The 19,742-nt window shown below is 43.9% G+C and carries 18 protein-coding genes and 1 tRNA gene; 11 read left to right on the top strand and 8 right to left on the bottom strand.

The window, feature by feature from the left end; genetic code table 11:
* Position 1: 1 nt before the first annotated feature.
* The 7 genes from LVY74_RS08680 to LVY74_RS08650 are packed head-to-tail and all read left to right on the top strand — an operon-like array spanning position 2 to position 5,187.
* Positions 2 to 538, top strand: coding sequence for a DUF3261 domain-containing protein (locus LVY74_RS08680; RefSeq protein ID WP_237814754.1), 537 nt, complete (start codon positions 2 to 4; stop codon positions 536 to 538).
* Positions 538 to 1,737 (top strand): beta-ketoacyl-[acyl-carrier-protein] synthase family protein, encoded by a 1,200-nt coding sequence (locus tag LVY74_RS08675; protein ID WP_237814753.1) that lies wholly within the window; start codon positions 538 to 540, stop codon positions 1,735 to 1,737. The genes LVY74_RS08680 and LVY74_RS08675 overlap by 1 nt, the downstream gene beginning before the upstream one ends.
* The gene (locus tag LVY74_RS08670) at positions 1,734 to 2,165 is read left to right on the top strand and encodes an ApeP family dehydratase (RefSeq protein ID WP_111895138.1); all 432 of its coding nucleotides are present in this window, start codon (positions 1,734 to 1,736) and stop codon (positions 2,163 to 2,165) included. The genes LVY74_RS08675 and LVY74_RS08670 overlap by 4 nt, the downstream gene beginning before the upstream one ends.
* A 5-nt stretch (positions 2,166 to 2,170) precedes the next feature.
* Positions 2,171 to 2,896, top strand: coding sequence for a 3-ketoacyl-ACP reductase FabG2 (locus tag LVY74_RS08665; protein ID WP_237814752.1), 726 nt, complete (start codon positions 2,171 to 2,173; stop codon positions 2,894 to 2,896).
* Positions 2,896 to 4,122 (top strand): beta-ketoacyl-ACP synthase, encoded by a 1,227-nt coding sequence (locus LVY74_RS08660; protein ID WP_237814751.1) that lies wholly within the window; start codon positions 2,896 to 2,898, stop codon positions 4,120 to 4,122. Before LVY74_RS08665 ends, LVY74_RS08660 begins: the two co-directional genes overlap by 1 nt.
* Positions 4,123 to 4,131: 9 nt before the next feature.
* Positions 4,132 to 4,521, top strand: coding sequence for a hypothetical protein (locus LVY74_RS08655; protein ID WP_237814750.1), 390 nt, complete (start codon positions 4,132 to 4,134; stop codon positions 4,519 to 4,521).
* Between the two features lie 36 nt (positions 4,522 to 4,557).
* Entirely contained in the window at positions 4,558 to 5,187 is a 630-nt protein-coding gene (locus LVY74_RS08650) for a 4'-phosphopantetheinyl transferase family protein (protein ID WP_237814749.1), read from the top strand.
* A 54-nt stretch (positions 5,188 to 5,241) separates the two neighbouring features.
* On the opposite strand, the gene secF is transcribed toward LVY74_RS08650, so the two are convergent.
* The 7 genes from secF to queA all read right to left on the bottom strand — a co-directional run bounded on the left by secF (position 5,242) and on the right by queA (position 12,630).
* Positions 5,242 to 6,207, bottom strand: coding sequence for a protein translocase subunit SecF (secF, locus tag LVY74_RS08645; protein WP_237814748.1), 966 nt, complete (start codon positions 6,205 to 6,207; stop codon positions 5,242 to 5,244).
* 8 nt (positions 6,208 to 6,215) lie between these two features.
* Positions 6,216 to 8,117 carry a protein translocase subunit SecD gene (gene secD, locus LVY74_RS08640; RefSeq protein WP_237814747.1) on the bottom strand — a complete coding sequence of 634 codons (1,902 nt, stop codon included), beginning with the start codon at positions 8,115 to 8,117 and terminating at the stop codon, positions 6,216 to 6,218.
* A gap of 54 nt (positions 8,118 to 8,171) precedes the next feature.
* Positions 8,172 to 8,501 carry a preprotein translocase subunit YajC gene (gene yajC / locus LVY74_RS08635; RefSeq protein ID WP_151708565.1) on the bottom strand — a complete coding sequence of 110 codons (330 nt, stop codon included), beginning with the start codon at positions 8,499 to 8,501 and terminating at the stop codon, positions 8,172 to 8,174.
* Between the two features lie 82 nt (positions 8,502 to 8,583).
* The gene (tgt, locus tag LVY74_RS08630) at positions 8,584 to 9,714 is read right to left on the bottom strand and encodes a tRNA guanosine(34) transglycosylase Tgt (RefSeq protein WP_237814746.1); all 1,131 of its coding nucleotides are present in this window, start codon (positions 9,712 to 9,714) and stop codon (positions 8,584 to 8,586) included.
* A 168-nt stretch (positions 9,715 to 9,882) separates the two neighbouring features.
* Positions 9,883 to 10,452, bottom strand: coding sequence for a LemA family protein (locus tag LVY74_RS08625; protein WP_237814745.1), 570 nt, complete (start codon positions 10,450 to 10,452; stop codon positions 9,883 to 9,885).
* A 20-nt stretch (positions 10,453 to 10,472) separates the two neighbouring features.
* Positions 10,473 to 11,498: a hypothetical protein gene (locus tag LVY74_RS08620; protein WP_237814744.1), complete on the bottom strand. Its 1,026-nt coding sequence runs from the start codon at positions 11,496 to 11,498 to the stop codon at positions 10,473 to 10,475.
* A gap of 100 nt (positions 11,499 to 11,598) precedes the next feature.
* A complete protein-coding gene (gene queA / locus LVY74_RS08615; RefSeq protein ID WP_237814743.1) occupies positions 11,599 to 12,630 on the bottom strand; it encodes a tRNA preQ1(34) S-adenosylmethionine ribosyltransferase-isomerase QueA in 1,032 nt (343 codons plus the stop codon).
* Between the two features lie 182 nt (positions 12,631 to 12,812).
* Between queA and LVY74_RS08610 the strand changes: the two genes are divergently transcribed.
* Positions 12,813 to 12,899: transfer RNA gene (locus LVY74_RS08610), tRNA-Leu, on the top strand.
* 153 nt (positions 12,900 to 13,052) lie between these two features.
* Here LVY74_RS08610 and LVY74_RS08605 read toward each other — a convergent pair.
* Entirely contained in the window at positions 13,053 to 14,333 is a 1,281-nt protein-coding gene (locus LVY74_RS08605) for a gallate dioxygenase (RefSeq protein WP_237814742.1), read from the bottom strand.
* 116 nt (positions 14,334 to 14,449) lie between these two features.
* Here LVY74_RS08605 and LVY74_RS08600 point away from each other — a divergent pair, with 116 nt between their 5' ends.
* The 3 genes from LVY74_RS08600 (at position 14,450) to glnE (ending at position 19,719) form a co-directional block, all read left to right on the top strand.
* A complete protein-coding gene (locus tag LVY74_RS08600) occupies positions 14,450 to 15,367 on the top strand; it encodes a LysR family transcriptional regulator (protein ID WP_237814741.1) in 918 nt (305 codons plus the stop codon).
* Between the two features lie 260 nt (positions 15,368 to 15,627).
* Positions 15,628 to 16,899 carry a sensor histidine kinase gene (locus LVY74_RS08595; RefSeq protein WP_237814740.1) on the top strand — a complete coding sequence of 424 codons (1,272 nt, stop codon included), beginning with the start codon at positions 15,628 to 15,630 and terminating at the stop codon, positions 16,897 to 16,899.
* A 75-nt stretch (positions 16,900 to 16,974) separates the two neighbouring features.
* Positions 16,975 to 19,719, top strand: a complete 2,745-nt coding sequence (glnE, locus tag LVY74_RS08590) for a bifunctional [glutamate--ammonia ligase]-adenylyl-L-tyrosine phosphorylase/[glutamate--ammonia-ligase] adenylyltransferase (RefSeq protein ID WP_237814739.1) — start codon at positions 16,975 to 16,977, stop codon at positions 19,717 to 19,719.
* Positions 19,720 to 19,742 lie beyond the last annotated feature (23 nt).

The following is a 19,742-nucleotide window of genomic DNA, read 5'->3' as shown; positions in this document are numbered from 1 at the left end:
TATGCACAGATACGGACGAATTGTTCTGCTTGGGCTGGTGTGTAGTTTGAGTGCTTGTCAGTCGTTTTATCCCAAAGCCCCTGCATTGGCTGCACCAGCGTGGCAGGCGCAGCAGTACCAACGCCAAGATCAGGTTGAAGTGCAGTGGAAACAGCAAAGTTTTAGTTTCTTGCTGTATCAACAGCAGCAAGGTAAAAACCTCAGCATGTTGGGACTCAGTCTGACAGGACAGGTGTTGTTTAAACTGCAATTTGATGGACAAAAGGTCAAGGTGGAGCAACGGATTGAGCAAATGCGCTTGTTGCCATTTGATTTTGTAGTACGTGATATTTTGTTTGCGACTTATCCGAAGTTTGCCGAATCAGGACAGCCCAATGTTGAAGTCAAACAGCAAGGCGATACCCAGCAAATCGAGATTGCTCAGCAGCATGTACTGACCATTCAAAAGCAAGCACACAGTATTCAACTGGACAATTTACATGTACCGTACACCATTGTCTTTAGCCCCATTGATGATGCTTTACAGGCAGGAAATTAATGTCAGCGCAGATTCAACATTTAGCCGCCGTCGGCATTCAGTGTAGCGCCAGTTTATCGGCTTTGGGTGCTAGTGCACAGGACGTGCGCCAAGCCTTAACCCAACGCGAAAGTTGCCTGAGTGCCCGAGAAGATTTGCTTTTGGGGCAACGCTGTTTAGTCGGTGCGTATACAGGCGATGTAATTCAGCAAGATTTACCGAGTGGTTTACAGGTTTTAGATTCACGCAATTTACGTTTGGCGATTACCGCTTTACAGAAAATTGAAGCGCAAGTGCAGGCTTATACGGCACAGTTTCCTCGTCAACGTTTGGCGGTGATTGTCGGGACATCGACCTCAGGCATTGCCGATAATGAACAGGTCTTGCAACAACATTTTGCAGGTCAGGCGCATCCCCCGATTTTCTACCAGAAACAGGAAATGAACAGCCTCGCACAAGGCTTAAAACAGTATCTCAACTGGGAAGGGATTGCTTATAGCATTTCCACCGCCTGTTCATCGAGCGCCAAAGCCTTTGCCGCAGGGCAGCGTTTATTGAATGCCGATCTTGCCGATGCCGTGTTGGTTGGTGGCGTGGATACTTTGTGTCAGTTGACCTTGAATGGCTTTAACAGTCTGGAAAGCCTGTCGAATAACATTTGCCGACCATGTGGGGCAGATCGAGATGGCATCAATATTGGTGAAGCTGCCAGTTTATTTTTACTCAGTAAAGACTCTGCACCCGTGATGTTACTTGGCACAGGCGAGTCGATGGATGCATGGCATATTTCTGCGCCACATCCTGAAGGACGCGGGGCACAGCAAGCCATGCAACAGGCTTTGGCTGCCGCAGGTTTACAGCCCGCCGATATTGATTATCTGAATCTGCATGGTACAGCCACTCCGCAAAATGATGCGATGGAGATTAAAGCCGTGCGTCAGGTGTTTGGTTCACATCAAGTCCATTTGAGCAGTACCAAGCATCAGACAGGACATTGCTTGGGAGCAGCAGGTGCGCTTGAGGCTTTTATTTGCCAGCAAGTTCTGCTTGATCAGTCTTGGTTGCCGTTACATCAGGCGGGGCAGATTGACCCTGAACTGGTAGATCAGAACTATGTGCAGCATGCTCAGCACAATCAACCCTTGAACTATGCCATGAGCAATTCTTTTGCCTTTGGTGGCAGTAACATCAGTCTCATTTTTGCAAGGCAACAGCCATGATTCAGGATGCAACGGCATTTATTCCCCATCAAGCCCCAATGGTGTTTGTCGATACGGTCAGCGAATTTGGCGAAGACTATGCCATCACTCAACTGACCATTCGCCCTGAACTGATGTTTTGTGAAGCGGAAGGTTTGCCAAGCTGGGCAGCCATTGAAATCATGGCACAAACTGTAAGTGTCTTTGCAGGTCGGCATGGGCAACAGGGTGGCGAAGCACCAAAAATTGGCTATTTACTCGGTACACGCAAAATGCAGTTGCCTGTATCACATTTCGCTCTTGGGTCGACTTTGACCATTCGGGCGCAGCAATCTTATCTGCATGAAGGCTTGGGACAGTTCCAGTGTGAACTGCACTATGAGCAGCATTGTATTTCTGCGGTGCTCAGTGTTTACCAGCCCAACGAACAACCACAATTAGGAAAATAAACGTCATGAACAGACGAATTTTAGTCACGGGTTCGAGCCGTGGCATTGGACGTGCCATTGCACTACAGTTAGCCGCTGCAGGCTTTGATATCACCGTACACGCCCGTTCTCGCATGCAGGATGCCGAAGCGGTGGTCAGTCAGATTCAGGCTTTAGGACGTAATAGCCATGCGCTGCAATTCGATGTCAATGATCGCGAAGCGGTACGTCTGTGTTTAGAGCAGGACATTGAGCAGCATGGCGCATTTTATGGTGTGGTGCTCAACGCAGGCTTAACTCATGATGGAGCATTTCCTGCATTAACCGACAATGATTGGGATGAAGTCATCTCTACCTCGCTGGACGGTTTTTATAACGTGGTCAAACCGCTGATCATGCCGATGATTCATCTCAGAAAAGGCGGGCGAATTGTCACCATGTCCTCGGTGTCTGGCATTATGGGTAACCGTGGTCAGGTCAACTACAGCGCAGCAAAAGCGGGCTTGATCGGGGCGACCAAAGCTTTGGCGATGGAACTGGCAAAACGCAAAATCACCGTGAACTGTGTTGCGCCAGGGTTGATCGAAACGGAAATGGTCACCGATGAAGTCAAAGAACATGCCTTAAAAATGATTCCAATGCAGCGCATGGGGCAGGTCGACGAAGTGGCTAGCGTGGTGAAATTCCTGTGTTCAGATGAAGCTGCCTATATCACCCGTCAGGTGATTTCGGTGAATGGAGGTCTGATCTGATGAAACGGGTTGTGGTGACAGGCATGTCAGGGATTACCTCATTGGGGCAAACTGCCGATGAGATTTTTGCCAAATTTGCCCAAGGTCAAAGTGGCGTGCGCTATATGCAGGAATGGGATCAATACACTGACTTGCGTACGCGTTTGGGTGCACCCGTTGATCATTTTGATATTCCCAAACATTTTAATCGTAAAGTGATGCGTGGCATGGGGCGTGTGGCGCTGATGTCGGTGATCAGTGCCGAGCGCGCCCTTGAAGATGCAGGCTTGCTGAACCATCCGATTTTAAGCAGTGGCGAAACAGGCGTAGCTTACGGCTCATCGGCAGGTAGTGTCGATGCGGTCTGTGAAATGGGGCGCATGATTTTGGACAATGACATGAGCCAGATGAATGCCACAACCTACATCCGCATGATGGCACATACCAGTCTGGTCAATCTGACCGTGCATTTCGGGATTAAAGGGTTATCGTTGCCGACTTCAAGTGCTTGTACCTCAGGTTCAATGTCGATTGGTCAGGCCTATGAAGCGATTAAATATGGCAAACAAACTGTGATGCTGGCGGGTGGTGCTGAAGAACTCAGCGCCCCAGGTGCAGGCGTGTTTGATGTGCTGCTTGCCACCAGTGGCATGAATGAACATCCTGAACAGTCGCCACGCCCGTTTGATGCCAAACGTGATGGTCTGGTGATTGGTGAAGGGGCAGGCTGTCTGATTTTAGAAGAATTGGAACATGCTCAGGCACGTGGCGCGCAGATTTATGCCGAAATTATTGGCTATGCCAGCAATACCGATGGCACGCATGTGACTCGTCCCGATCAGGCGAGCATGGCACGTTGCATGCAACTGGCACTGAAAGATGCTGACATTGCCCCTGAACAGATTGATTATGTCAATGCACATGGTACAGCCACCGATCATGGTGATGTGGCAGAAACTCAAGCCACAGCACAGGTGTTAGGTTATAAACCGATTAGTTCTTTAAAAAGCTATTTTGGACATACTTTGGGAGCGTGTGGTGCGATTGAAGCATGGCTCAGTATCGAAATGCTGTTGCGTCAGCAATTTATTCCGACTTTAAACCTTGATGAGGTTGACCCACTGTGTGGGGAACTGGACTATATTCGACAACAACCAAAATCAATGATGGCACAGACCATTATGACCAATAATTTTGCTTTTGGTGGGATTAATACCTCACTGATTTTTCAACGTTATCCAGTATGAGGATGAGTTATGATAAAAAGAGTTTTTTTAATTTCAAGTATGGCTGTTGCTGTGATGCTATGTGGTTGTACAGCACGAGAAATGCCTCAATCACCTAATATTACAGTTAGCCCACAAGCAGGAAATTTTGAGATTTCCAAAAATATTAAAACTACAATTCAGAATATGGCTCGGTCTGGTTGGATAATTGAAAAAGCCGAAACCAATCAAGTAGTGGCGGGATTACATATTCATGGTCACTATTTACAGATTACCTATTTTATACAACAGCATCAGGTCTCTTCTCAAATTACAGCAAGTCAGAATTTAGATCAGAAAAACAATAAAATTCATCGCAATGCACTGCGATGGAAAGCTCGTCTTGATCAAAGAGTCTTCCAAAAATTGGCTGTATTATAATGCAGTTAAAATTCTAATAAGCTCATGAAGATGTTGATGATCAAAGTTTATTTCCAATTGCTGTCCCAACTTGCACCGAAACAACCCGATGCTTTTGTGCATCGGGCTGACTTTAAACAGTATCAGCAACAACTGATTTATGCTTATCGGGCAGAGAGGCTAGCAGTGCAATTGGGTGTGTCAGCGCAAGATTTACAGTTTGAAAAAACAGAACACGGCAAACCTTTTTTAGGCAATTATCCTGAACTGGCATTTAACCACAGTCATGGTCGTGAGCATTATGCACTGGCACTGAGTCAGCATGTGCAGGATGTCGGTGTGGATATTGAATCGTTACGGCGCAAGGTGCGTTTTCAGGCACTGGCTGAACATGCTTTTCATCCTGAGGAATATCAACATTGGCAAGTCACGGGACAAAACCCTGAATACTGGTTTCAGGTCTGGACAGCCAAAGAAGCGATTCTTAAAGCTTGTGGTTTAGGAATCCGTTTGAGTCTCAATACGCTCAATACTCAAGCGGTGGTAGGGCAGCAGCAGGGCTTTTGTCAGTATCCTGAATTAGGGAAATTTCGTTATCAGTATATGCTTTGGAAAGATGCTTTATGTACCGTGGCATGGCGAGATGTAGAAAATGTGACACCTGAAATTCTGTATATCGAGCCATAAAAAAAAACAGCATCCTCGGATGCTGTTTTGATGTCTAGCCTAAACTAAAGATGATTATTTATGTTCATCTTCAAATTCAGGTTTGACCTGAACAATAAAGTCCTGACGGTTTAAACCACGCCACAAGGCATAGGCAGTCGCGATATAAATCGAAGAATATGTTCCTGCAAACACACCAATAAACATCGCAACAGAGAACCAACGTAGACCTTCACCGCCCATGATCAGCATGGCAACCACAACCAGTAACAAGGTTGCAGAAGTATGTACGGTACGGCGTAGAGTTTCCGTTAAGGCAATATCAACCACCTCACGGGGTGAGGCACCACGAATCTTACGGAAGTTTTCACGGATACGGTCAGATACCACGATGTTATCGTTGAGTGAGAAACCGATTACCGCTAAAACTGCTGCTAAAGTGGTGAGGTCAAACGGCCATTGCATCAAAGCAAAAATCCCTAAAATCACCAAAATATCGTGAAATAGGGAAAGAATTGCACCGACAGCCAGTTTAAACTCAAAACGGATGGTGACATAAATCAGCATTAGTACCAATGCCAGTGCTACCGCACCTGCAGAGCGTACATATAACTCGCTACCGACTTGACCACCGACCGAATCGACTTTATGCAGCGTGGCAGTGTTATTTGGAACTTGGACTGCTTTTGACAAAGTGTTGCTTAAGTCATCGACTTTGACTTTTTGCACAGGCATCCGAATCAACAGATCCGTATTACTGCCCAGTGTTTGTACTACAGCATGTTCAAAGCCAGCAGACTCAAGAGATTTCACCACTTGATCTTGGTCAACCGCTTTTTTATAGGTCACTTCCGCAGAAATACCGCCTGTGAAGTCCAGACCTAAGTTAAGACCGTGGTAGGCAATAAAGAAGATACTGGCAATGGTAATGAAAATTGACGCGAAGGCAGCAGGTTTGCTGATTTTCATAAAGCCAATAATACGTTCATTGTCAGGGCGACCGTATTGTTTTGATTTAGGTTGAGTCACATTGGTCATCATTGATCTCCTTAAATGCTCAACTTTTTCAAGTTACGGCTTTTGCCATAAATCAACTGAACAATCGCACGCGTTACAGTGATCGAAGTAAACATTGAGCAGACAATACCGATCATATGTGTGACCGCAAAGCTCTTGATCGGGCCAGAACCGATGGCGAACAAAATGAATGCCACAATAAACGTGGTCAAGTTTGAGTCGAAAATGGTGTTATAGGCACGTTCATACCCCGCCACAATCGCTTGTTTGGGCGAAGCACCCCACTTGATTTCTTCTCGAATCCGCTCGCAGATCAGAACGTTGGCATCGACTGCCATACCAATGGTAATGATGATCCCCGCAATACCCGGAAGCGATAGCGATGCGCCAATCCATGACATCACGGTTAAAATCATGGCGATGTTGACTACAAGTGCAAAATTGGCAATCACACCAAAGACACGGAAGAACACCACCATCCAGATCGCCACCAAAATGAAGCCCACTTCAGTCGACAAAATACCTTTATCAATATTTTCTTGACCAAGGCTTGGCCCAACCACACGCTCTTCAACAAAGTACATTGGTGCTGCTAAAGCACCTGCACGCAGCATCAAGGCAAGCTCAGAGGCTTCTTGAGGTGAACTTAAACCTGTAATACGGAATTGTGAACCCAATACCTGTTGAATGGTTGCCGCATTGATGACGACAGATTCAGTATAAGGGGTACGAACTTCTGTTTGCGCACCTGTTTTCGGATCTTTAACGTAAGTGATTTTTTGTTTATTTTCAATAAACAATACCGCCATACGTTTACCCACAGCACTGCGGGTTGCATCCGACATCAATTTACCACCTGCGCTGTCGAGGGTAATGTTCACCTCAGCACCGCCAGAATCTTGGCTTAAACCTGAAGATGCATTTTGAACACGCTCACCTGTCAGGATGCGATTACGATCAAGTAATAATTGGCGACCACTGTCTAGAGACTCATAAGCAAATAGCTCTGTACCCGCAGGCAATGGTTGACTATTATATTTACCTGTATATGGGTCAATATATTGATCATTTTGGTCAGAGACCAAACGGAATTCTAAGTTAGCAGTACGACCCAAAACACGTTTTGCTTCGGCAGTATCTTGTACACCTGGCAATTCAACCACAATACGGTTGCTACCTTGGCTTTGTACGACGGCTTCAGCCACACCCAACTCATTGATACGATTACGTAATGTCGTTAAGTTTTGGTTGATGGCATAAGACTGAATTTCTTGCTTTTTCGCATCGCTATAGGTCAGATTCAGGGTTGAACCTGATGTCGTCGCAAGCGCTTGCTGAGTATAGTCAGTATTGCTACGACGTAAGAAGCCCATTGCTGCATCACGGTCATCGTTATTGGCAAACTGAATGGTAATCACGTTGTTATTGACAGCGAGATTGTTAAAATTCAATTTGTTATCACGTAGTTGACGACGTAAGTCAGTCGCTGAGGTTTCCATACGTTGTGACAAAGCTTTGTCCATATCCACTTCAAGCAAGAAGTGAACACCGCCACGCAAGTCTAGACCCAGCTTCATTGGTTTTGCACCAATTTTTTGTAGCCATTCAGGGGTGGTAGGTGCAAGGTTCAGAGCAACAACATATTGATCGCCCAAAGCCTGACGTAAGGCATCTTTGGCTTTTAATTGAGCATCAGAATTGGCAACACGAAGCAAGGCAGCATTATTGGTAAAGCTGTTGTCATGAGTGGCAATATGTTGGCTTTGTAAAATTTGCTCTGCTTTTTGCAAAATCGACTGGTCGATATTGGTACCAGCCTTCGCCCCTGAAATCTGAACCGCTGGTTCATCTGGGTATAAGCTTGGCAGTGCGTATAATGTACTGATAATTAAAACCACGATTATCAGCAAATATTTCCATGCAGGGTAACGCATTTGCTATCTTCTTAAAATGAGAAAGTCGTGCGTGTGCACGACTTAAGGAGGAAATTAAAGACTATTTAAAGTGCCTTCTGGTAGTACCGAGATTACACTTGCACGTTGAATTTTGACTTCATTGCCACGGCTTAGTTCAATGACTGCATAATCACCTTCCATCTTGGTGATACGTCCCATTAAACCACCAGCAAACACAACCTCACTACCTACGCCTAGGCTTTCAATCAAAGTACGGTGTTCTTTGGCACGTTTAGATTGAGGACGCCAGATCAAGAAGTAGAAAATCGCAATAAATACGACAATCATACCGACATTGGCAATCATACTTGGTTGTTGTGCTGCACCGTCTGCGGCATAAGCTGTAGAAATAAACAGGCTCATTTGTGTTTCCTAATAACAATGATATTTACTGACTTAATTGAGCAATTTACCTTGTCTTGCCCTCTAGCGCAAATATTGCGAATCAGTCGGCAGGGCAAGCTGGAACCTCTAAACCACGACGCTGATAGAAGTCTTCGACAAAGGCATCAAAAGTACCTGCATCAAGCGCATCACGCATTGCTTGAGTCAGGCGTTGGTAATAACGGAGGTTATGAATCGTGCCTAACATTGAGGCAAGCATTTCTCCGCATTTTTCTAGATGGAACAGGTATGCACGGGTAAAGTTTTTACAGGTGTAACAGTCACAATGCGGGTCAAGCGGACTTTGGTCATGACGGTATTTACTGTTACGAATACGCACCAAGCCATCGGTGACAAAATAATGTCCATTACGTGCATTGCGGGTTGGCATGACACAGTCAAACATGTCGACACCACGGCGCACTGCTTCAACGATATCTTCAGGTTTACCGACACCCATCAGGTAACGAGGTTTTTCTGCTGGCATTTTGTTGGGCAGATAATCTAGCACCTTGATCATTTCTTCTTTCGGCTCACCCACAGACAAGCCACCAATCGCATAGCCATCAAAACCCACTTCGAGCAAACCATTTAAAGACTCATCACGCAGGTCTTCGTACATGCCGCCCTGAATAATACCAAACAAGGCATTTTTATTTTTGAGTTCATCATGGTGATGGGTTTTACAACGTTTTGCCCAGCGCAATGATAATTGGAGTGATTTTTGAGCCTCATCATGTGTTGCAGGATAAGGCGTACATTCGTCAAAAATCATCACAATATCTGAGTTCAAGGTATGCTGAATTTCCATCGAAATTTCAGGCGACAGAAATACTTTTGAACCATCGATTGGAGAGCGGAAGGTGACACCTTCTTCCTTAATCTTACGCATAGCGCCTAGACTAAAGACCTGAAAACCGCCTGAATCGGTCAGAATCGGTTTATTCCATTTTATAAAGTCGTGCAAGCCACCATGTGCTTTAATGACATCTAAACCTGGGCGCAAATATAAATGGAAGGTATTGCCTAAAATGATTTGGGCTTGAATTTCTTCAATGTCTCGTGGCAACATGCCTTTGACCGTGCCATACGTTCCGACAGGCATAAACACAGGTGTTTCAACAACCCCATGCTCTAAGGTTAAACGACCACGACGGGCACGCCCCGACTGGGCTAATTTTTCAAACTTCATACGACATCCAAATCAAGGCGAAAAAACAGTTCGCTGATATTTTAAAGCTCGGTGTAAAAGAGCGATATTTTCCTTGATTCTGTGTTTCTGTGCTACTGTTTATTGCGTTGTTTTGTAAGTATTCAATTTCTCAGAAAATATCAGCGATTGATGACAAAACGATGTCCGTTAAAAGTTAGGACGATAGCTATAATTTTGACTCATGATGGGGTCGCGGAATGGGCGAATTGGCTTTTTCGCTAAAGTAATGGTATTGATCATATTGTTCGGAAAAACTTCAATCTGATTATTGAAGGCTTCAACATTGCGGTTAAAAATGCTGATTGCGGCGCTGATATTTTCATTTTGCTCCTGAATTTCCTGCATCATTTGGCTATATAGCGTATCTGCTTTTAGCTCAGGATAATTTTCTACCACGATATTTAAATTGCGCATGAGTTCCTGATTGAGTTGCTCAATATGCTGTAAATGTGAAGTGTCTGTCTGATGCAGATTAAGGTTCATAATCTGTTGACGTAGTTCTGTGACTTTTTCTAAAGTTCCTTTTTCAAACTCAGTATATTGCGCTAAGGTTTGTTCTAGATGGTCTAGCGTTTTCACTTTTTGTAGTTCAAAGTTGGCAACTTCAGCCCATGCACGTTGAGTTGCATTCAGATAGCGTACGATATTGTTACGAATCAGGACGCCCCAAATGATTAAAATAAAAAACAACCCAAAAAAAATAATAAAGCCAGACATAGTCAATATCCTATAAAAAATTATGATAATAACGGTGAGATACGTTCTTTAAATAAATCATATTCCAACATATTCAGCGTTCTTAAATGCCCGCGTAAATGAGAAATTTCCTGAATATCCGTGTGCTTACTTTGCAAACGAAACAGATCATGTTCACCTAAATAACATACAATATTTTCATGTGGATGAAAGATCAGATCGCCTTTGAATTTCTCAAAAAAATGGGACAATTTGAGGGTAAAACTTGGCGTAACGTGTTTAACAATTTCATGTGCGTCACAACCATAAATATCTAACTGCTGATTGGTTTGAATATCACTGGTTTCCCATTTTTGGACATAAGGCGGGAAAAAGTCATTGCCTGTGTTACTGATCGCCAAGCCTGTTGCGACTGCATCGAAAATAAAAGCCCCCCAAAGCTGTTTATTGATTTTACGGATCACATTACGCGTTTCTCTTTGATTCCTAGTTGCAATTTCAATCACATAATCATATTGAAAAATGATCACAGGGTAGCTTTTTCCCTCATGTTGCCATAAGGTCGATGCAAAATAATCAATACGGTTTTCTTCGGTTCCTTTGTAAAATAAAGGGAACAAAATTTTAAGCTGTGATATGACGGAAAATGTTCGAGTTGGGTCAGGGAAGCTGGCAGGAAGTTTTTGAAAATTCAGATCATAGCGCAGGGTCAGCATACGTTCTCGAAGATATTGAATCACTTCATCAATTGGGTCTTGGCTTTCATAAACGAGATAAGCCCAAAAACCGATGGCGGCACTGATCAGTATGCTTAGGAAAAAAGGGAAGTAATGCTGCAACACAGCACCTAAAATTAGAACAATCACGCTACCTATGATGAGAAATGTCGGTAGAACATTATAAAAGCGTAAATCGCGGTCTTCTCCCCAAGGGTGTAGTGCATCAAGTAGTTCATCTGCGCTTTGAGCCTGACGTCCAATATCCCATAGCCGTGCTACATTGCGCATGACTTGCTGATTTTTCTTGCGCTGAATGTGCAAAATTTGCTGTAGGGTATCGGTAGGCATTGTGGTTGAACTCTAATTCAATCTGTTTATTTTACCTACTCTTTATGTTTTTGTAATCTATAAAAAAGGCTACGCGAGGTAGCCTTTCAGTTTTTATGTTTTATGCTCGGTCAATCAGCATGGCATCGCCATAACTGAAGAAACGGTACTGCTGTTTTACTGCATGATTGTAGGCATTTAAAATATTGTCGCGGTTTGATAAAGCCGAAACCAGCATCAACAAGGTCGATTCAGGTAAATGGAAATTGGTAATTAAACGATCCACCACGCAGAACTCATAACCTGGGTAAATAAAGATTTGTGTATCGCCCGTCCATGCACCAATTTTTCCACCATTGGCTTGAGCTGCACTTTCTAGTGCGCGAGTTGCTGTTGTCCCAACGGCGATGACTTTATTGCCACGTGCCTGTGTTTCACGAATCAGATCAACTGTATGCTGTGGAACATCACACCATTCACTGTGCATGATGTGATTTTCAATATCATCGGTACGCACAGGTAAGAACGTGCCTGCGCCGACATGTAAAGTCACAAAGCTTTTTTGAATGCCTTTTTTCTCAAGCTCAGCCAAAAGTTGTTGGTCAAAGTGCAGGCTTGCCGTTGGTGCAGCTACACTTGCCAGTTTTTCTGGATCATGAAACACAGTTTGATAGCGTTCGGTGTCAATCGCTTCAGCTTCACGGTTAAAGTACGGCGGAATTGGAAGCTGACCATAGCGATCCAGTACTTTTAAAATTGGTTGAGAAAATTCCACAATAAATAAATTTTCGTGACGTCCTTGAACAGTCACTTTGACCTCATCCGCCCCAATAAACAGTTCAGCACCTGCTTTAGGTGAGTTGCTGGCTTTAATATGGCAGTGAGCAATAAATTGATCCTGCATACGCTCAACCAGTACTTCAACCGCACCGCCTGTGGCACGTTTGCCTTTTAAGCGAGCTTTCATGACTTTGGTGTCATTTAAAATCATTAAATCGCCTGAATTGAACAATTCTAAAATATCGGTAAATAAATGATCCTGATATTGTCCATCGGCATTTAAATGCAATAAGCGTGATGAGCTACGTGATTGAAGAGGGTAGCGTGCGATCAAATGATCTGGGAGTTCAAAGTTAAAGTCAGAGAGTTGCATAGTTAAAATCTGCAAAATATATTGGCAATATTATAGACTTTTTCCTTTTTTTTAGTGGGTTTTGCTGAAAAAAACAACAAAATATCAATTTGTTGCCTTAAAAGTGAGCGATAGTGTTAAAAGGGCGTTGACACATTTTTAAAATACGATAATATACACAGCACAAACCAGCCATACTTAATCCCGAGGTGGTGAAATTGGTAGACGCGGTGGATTCAAAATCCACTGTTCGAGAGAACGTGTCGGTTCGAGTCCGACCCTCGGGACCATAAATCTGGTCAAAGATTTAAAGAAACCGAAGCCAAATGCTTCGGTTTTTTATTGCCTGAGTTTTTTGACCCATAAAAAACAGCCTTCATGGCTGGACGGTCGCATGAAGGCTGATCAACTGCAAATAAGCTTATTTTTTTAAGTGTTGTAATTTAGGTTTTATCCATCGACTTTGCTTGGTTGCCGCCTGCAACTGAGTACGTAATTGGCACTTTACGGGTTGCCAAGAACTGCTCAAGAGTTTCTCCACGGAATGCTGCATAGACTTGTGGGTTTGGTACACCTAATACGGCAGCCATTTTCTCCAGTACGAAGAAACTCACGCCACGACGAATCATTTCAATCCATTTACGTTCACGAATCAGGTTTTTCTCTTCTTCAGTCAGACCACGCTCATTGGCAAGTGCTTCAAAGTCTTTCACAAAACGCATACGGTGCTGTGGAATAACTAAATCACGCAGGAATGAGTTAATACGGAAATTGGCATGGCTGACTGCATGGGTGAATGGGTAAGTGCCCGCAAGTTTCTCAACACCTTGGAGTTCATAATCCAAATGCTCACGATACGCTTCAATGTCTTCAGGATTTGGTGCATCGCCAAGATCTTCAAAGACCAATGTGGCAATATTGGTGACTGACGGCGCATAGTTTTGTTTGTGAATTAGTTTAACCTGATCTGATAATGCACCCCGCATAATCAGCCACATCACCACTTCAGCGCCTTCAAAGCCGCCTTTTTCAGCAAATTCTGCAATACGCATATTGGCTAAAGTTTCAGGCTGTTTTTCGAGTAACTCAAGGAATTCTGCATCCCATTCTTCGTTCAGAAAACCCGCACGTTCACCATGTACCTGATGTGAAAGTCCACCTGTTGCCATAATCGCAACATTCAAATCTTCAGGGTAGCTTTCAATGGCTTTACGTAAGATTTTTCCCATTTTCCACATACGTTTAGCACTTGGAATTGGGAACTGTAAAACACCGACTTGTAATGGAACAACTTGACCCGCCCAAGGGCCATCTTCATCACCGAGCATTGAAAGAGGTGATAAGAAACCATGATCGACAGGTTTGCCTTGGAAGAATGATAGATCGAATTCATCGGCAACAAAGGCTTTGGCAATGTGCTGAGATAAACCGAGATGTCCGTGTGCAGGCGCAACGTCGCGAGGGCCACCGCCTTCATCGGCTGCCACATAGATATCATCAATTCCTAGGGTAAAGGATGAATAATGGTCAAAAAAGAACGAAGTGACATGATCGTTATAGATCGTAAATAACACGTCAATTTTCTTTTCTTTAACCCAGTGACGGATTTGATCAAAACCTTCAAAGATGGGCTTCCATGCAGGATCTTGATGTTTGCCTGTGTCCTTGGCAAAACCAATGGTTGGAGAATGCGAAGCGCCAATGCCACCAATAATACGTGCCATGAAGTATTCCTTTTCAGCGAGTTGTTTCTGATCCTATTTTTCACCATTCTAATGATTGTTGCTGAGCGAACAATTGGCTAAAATCAAATTCATCGTTCAAAAAAATGAACAATCAAATGATGAAATGGAATTTAGATGATCTTCCTGTATTTTTGGCAATCATTGAGCGTGGTGGTATTTCAGCAGCAGCACACACTTTAGGAATGCCTAAATCAACGGTCAGCACCACGTTGACTCGTTTAGAACAGCACTTAGGCTTGCGTTTAATAGATCGGTCATCGCGGAGTCTGCGGATTACTGCGGAAGGTGAAGTTTTTTATCAGCAGGCTCAGCGTATTATGGAGCAGGCTTTGGCTACCGATAGTGTTATGGCTGATTTGGGTTCAGTAGCAAAAGGACGTTTGCGAGTGGCACTGCCACCTGCTTTTAGCCAAGAATTTGTTGCACCGTCGCTATTGAGTTTTCAGCAGCAGCATCCTGAGATTGATTTAGAAATTGTAGTGACCAGTCAGGGTGCGGCACTGATTCGGGATCAGGTCGATATTGCTGTGTTGGTGGGTGAGCTAGAAGATAGTGAGTTAGTGTCTTTACCCCTGATACGTGGGCAATTGATCTGGGTAACCAGCCCTGAATGGTTGGCTGAGCATACTTTAGGAAGTAGTGTGCATGACTTGCGTCAGTCTATTCAAATCTGTGAAACACGTTATGCTCAGCGCCGTTTACCGATCTGTATAGGTGAGCAGTTAGATACTTTGGATTTAAGCCAAGGCGTGATTCAGGTGAATAATCCTCTCGTGGTTCGTCATGTTGTATTGTCGGGTGGGGGAATCTCGATGCTCCCACAACATTATTGTGTTAAGCCTTTATCTGAAGGACTTTTACAACAGGTTTTTCCTCATATTCGATTGGAGTTGGCTAGTTCACAACTGACAGCGGTTTATCCAAGCCGACGTTTACTTTCGCCTCGGGTTCGGGTTTTTTTAGATTTTTTAAGTCATATTTGTCGTGATTACACATTGGCGTATCAAGCTTAAAATGGGTTTGTTTTCGGCTGTTCGATGAGGTTAAAAATGCTGAATATTTATACTGGTAGTTTTTAAAAATTTCTAAAAAAATTGTTTTGATTTATTAGCTTATATTTAAGGTTTCTCAGTTACAAAAAAAATTAGATGATTTTAACTTTGTTTAAAAAACTTAGCGTTAGTGTGCTATTTTGTTAACTTGTTGTACGGGGTTTTCAGTCAGATCAATACATGAAAACAATGCCAATACAGCGCTAATTTATGGGGCAAGCATGCAGTCAGAATTGTTAGAACTCAGTCAAATCGATCAAATGAGTGATTGTAAGCTATCGCTATTGCTTGGGGTGTCTAGTCCACGCAATCAGATTGATATTTTTCTGAAAATGGCACGTCGAATCCTGAATGTCGAGAGTGCAGTATGGGCTTTTCATCATGAACCTTATGTTTGGTTTGTGACTCCGCAAGGATTTCAGGCTTATCCTGCCAATCATCATTTGGCTGCCAAGTTGCAGAGCTGTTATACGTCTGAACGTTGCGCCATTTCTCCAAGTCATCCGAACTATCCGTTATTTTCAGGGTACTTACATAGTCATTCCTTTGATCATGAACGCTTGTTAGCGCTTAATTTAGTGGTTAATGAAAAAAGTATTGGTCAGTTGGTGTTTTTTGATCAGCACGCGCGCGAGTTTGACCCTGATGACATTGCTCAAATTGAAGTCTTGTCAGAAGGGATGTTGGGTTATATCGAGCTGCAATTTGAGCACACAGAGTTAAAAGATGCTTATGAGCAGTTAGCTGCTTTGAATTTTAGCCGTACCAAATTTTTTCAGATTATCGCCCATGATTTACGCGCACCATTTCATGGTCTATTGGGTTTTACCGATGTTTTGGCAGAAGAGTTGGACACGCTTGATCATGCCAGTATTCAAAATATTGCCAGTTATCTCAACGATACCGCCAAGTCGACTTATAATTTATTAGAAAATTTGTTGGATTGGGCGATGGCAGAAGGTGGACGTTTTGTTTATCACCCCATTAATTATAATTTAAAACAATCTACACGTATTGTAATGGATGTTTTGCGGAGCTTGGCACTCAAAAAAAATATTGAGTTGATTGATCGAGTTCCTGAAGATATTCGCATTTTTGCTGATATTAATATGTTGACTTCGGTGCTGCAAAACCTGACTTCAAATGCACTAAAATTCACCCCTGTGGATGGTACAGGGCAAGTGATCATGAGTGCACAAGTCTATGACCAACATGTTGAACTCTCTGTGACCGATACAGGTTTAGGCATGACTGAACAGCAAGTGTATCATGTCTTTGAGCCACGTATTAAAACTTCGTTGAAAGGCACCGCAGGTGAGCGTGGCACAGGACTTGGTTTGGTACTTTGCAAGCGCTTCGTCGATATGAATCACGGTGAAATTCGGGTAACGTCTAAGGAGGGTCAGGGTACAACCTTCACGGTGACTTTACCGAAAGCCCAAGATGAGCATAGCGCTTTACCTCAATTGCAAGATCAACTTGCAGCACATTAAAAGCCAACTTTTATTTTCCAAAAGCTTGTTTCTCCTGCTATAACTACGCTTAGCTATACGGGAAACAAGCTGATCATGAATCACGATCAATTACAAAAAACACTTCACGCTAGTCAATACGCAGAACAAGTTTTGGCGCAGTATGCTGACCAATTACAGCAAGATGATCAACATCATCCTTTTCATCAGACCCTATCGACCGCAGAAATTTTTAGTTATGTCGGGCAAACTCTGCAGGGCATTCAGGATGAATTGCAGTGGATGCGCCAGTTACGTATTCTGCGCGCTCGTCTCATGTTTCGCTGGATTTGGCAGGATGCCAATCAATTCACCACCGTTCCTCAACTTACGCGGGAACTGGCAGATTTTGCTGATGCCTGTATTTGTGCGGCTAAAGCCTTTGCTTTGCCTGCGCTCTTGGCGAAATATGGTGAACCAGTCGGTTACGATGGTCAGTTACAAGACCTGATTGTGATTGGCATGGGGAAACTCGGTGCACAAGAACTTAATCTATCTAGTGATATTGACCTGATTTTTGCCTTTGATGCACAGGGTGAAACCAATGGTCGCAAGTGTATCGAAGTACAGCAGTTCTGTATTTTATGGGGGCAAAAGCTGATTTATTTGCTAGATCACATGACTGCAGAAGGTTTTGTGTTCCGAGTCGATATGCGTCTGCGTCCGTGGGGCGATGGTTCAGCACTGGCGATCAGTCATGTGGCTTTAGAAAAATACCTGATTCAGCATGGGCGTGAATGGGAGCGTTATGCATGGATTAAGGCACGGGTAATCACGGGAGAAAAAGGTGAGAGCCTGATGGCGATGACCCGTCCATTTGTATTCCGTCGTTATGTGGACTATAGCGCCTTTGAAGCTATGCGCGAAATGAAGCAGATGATCGAGCGTGAAGTTGCACGTCGAAATATTCACGATGACATTAAGCTCGGTGCAGGCGGTATTCGGGAAATTGAATTTATTGTACAGGTCTTTCAACTCATTCACGGCGGTTCAAAACTGGAACTGCAAGATCGAACCTGTTTGACCAGTCTCGCGCATATTGGTGTAGCGGGTTTGCTTGAACCACAGGCTGTACATGATTTGGAAGATGCTTATCTGTTCTTGCGTCGTGTTGAGCATGCGATTCAGGCCTTGAATGATCAGCAAACCCAAGCGTTACCTGTTGAACCCGCATTGCGTCAGCGTATGGTGGAAACTTTAGGTTTTAGCTCATGGGATGAGTTTTTAACGGTACTGGATCAGAAGCGTGAAAAAGTCAGTTTACAGTTTAAAAATGTCATTCAGGAAAACGAGTTTGATCAGCAAGACAATGATAGTGCTCAGCTTGAACAGCAGTTATTTGCTGTGCTGGATGATGATGCGAAAAAACTAATTCATGAATTTTGGCATGGACATGCCATTAAAAAAATTCCAGCTAAAGCCCTTGAGCGTTTAAAAGCTTTTTGGCCACCACTGATTGCAGCGATTTTACAGGCAGAACAGCCACAAGTCGCATTGCTGCGTCTAATGCCATTAATTGAGTCAGTGATGCGCCGTACCGTGTATTTGGTGATGCTGATCGAAAGTAAAGGGGCATTACAGCGCTTGGTGAAAATGGCGGAGGTCAGTCCGTGGATTTGTGAAGAACTTACACATTATCCTGTACTGCTCGATGAATTTCTGTCGATGGACTTTGAGTTGCCACGCCGTGCCGACCTAGAAGCTTCGATGCGTTATCAGTTATTACGCATTGAACTGGATCAGGTTGAGGACTTGATGCGTGTCTTGCGTCTGTTCAAGAAAAGCCATGTGCTTGCGGTTGCTGCCAGCGATGTTTTAGCTGAAAGTCCATTAATGAAAGTCTCTGATGCCCTGACCGATATTGCAGAAGTTTGCGTGGAAGCAACTTTGCATTTGGCTTATGAAATGGTGGCACAAAAGCATGGTTATCCTGTGACTCAAGAAGGGCAGCGTTGCTCCATCGATCAGAAAGGTTTTATTGTGATTGGTTATGGCAAGCTGGGTGGCATTGAACTCGGTTATGGCTCAGACCTAGATTTGGTGTTTATTCACTATCTCGATGAGCAAGCCGATACCGATGGGCGTAAATCCATTAGTGGTTTTGAGTTTGCTTTAAGGGTTGCTCAGAAATTTATGTCGCTGATGACCACACAAACCCTCGATGGTCGTGCCTATGAAATTGATACCCGATTGCGCCCTTCGGGTGAGGCGGGGGTGCTGGTCACCAGCCTGAAAGCTTATGAGCAATATCAAATGAAAAGTGCATGGCTTTGGGAGCATCAGGCACTGGTTCGTGCTCGCTCAATTGCGGGAGATTTGAGCTTAAGACAGCAATTTGAGCAAATTCGCTGCCAAATTCTCACGCAAAAGCGCAATGAAAGTGACGTACAGGCTGAAGTATTGAAAATGCGTCAAAAAATGAAAGACCATCTCGGCTCAAGTAAAGAGCAAAAAAAAGATGGGATTTTTCATTTAAAACAGGATGCAGGTGGTATCGTTGACATTGAATTTATGGCACAGTATATGGTGTTGGCATGGAGTGGGACGAAGCCCGATCTCGCCCATTTCTCTGACAATGTTCGAATCCTTGAAGATGCTGCGCGATTAGATTGCTTACCCAGCCAAGATGCGCAGGCTTTGATTCAAGCTTATCTCAGTGAACGAGCCGAGAGCCACCGTCTAGCACTTGCAAACAAAAACATGCAAGTTCAAGCTGTACAATGGCGCGACACCCGCGAGATCGTTTGCAAGTTATGGCAGAGATTAATTGATCCAAGCGCACAAGCCTTGGACAGTGAATAATGATGTGAAAATTTGGAGTGTGT

Source organism: Acinetobacter sp. ME22 (assembly GCF_022012315.1).
Taxonomy (GTDB): domain Bacteria; phylum Pseudomonadota; class Gammaproteobacteria; order Pseudomonadales; family Moraxellaceae; genus Acinetobacter; species Acinetobacter brisouii_A.
This window is presented reverse-complemented; position numbering and strand designations above follow the sequence as displayed.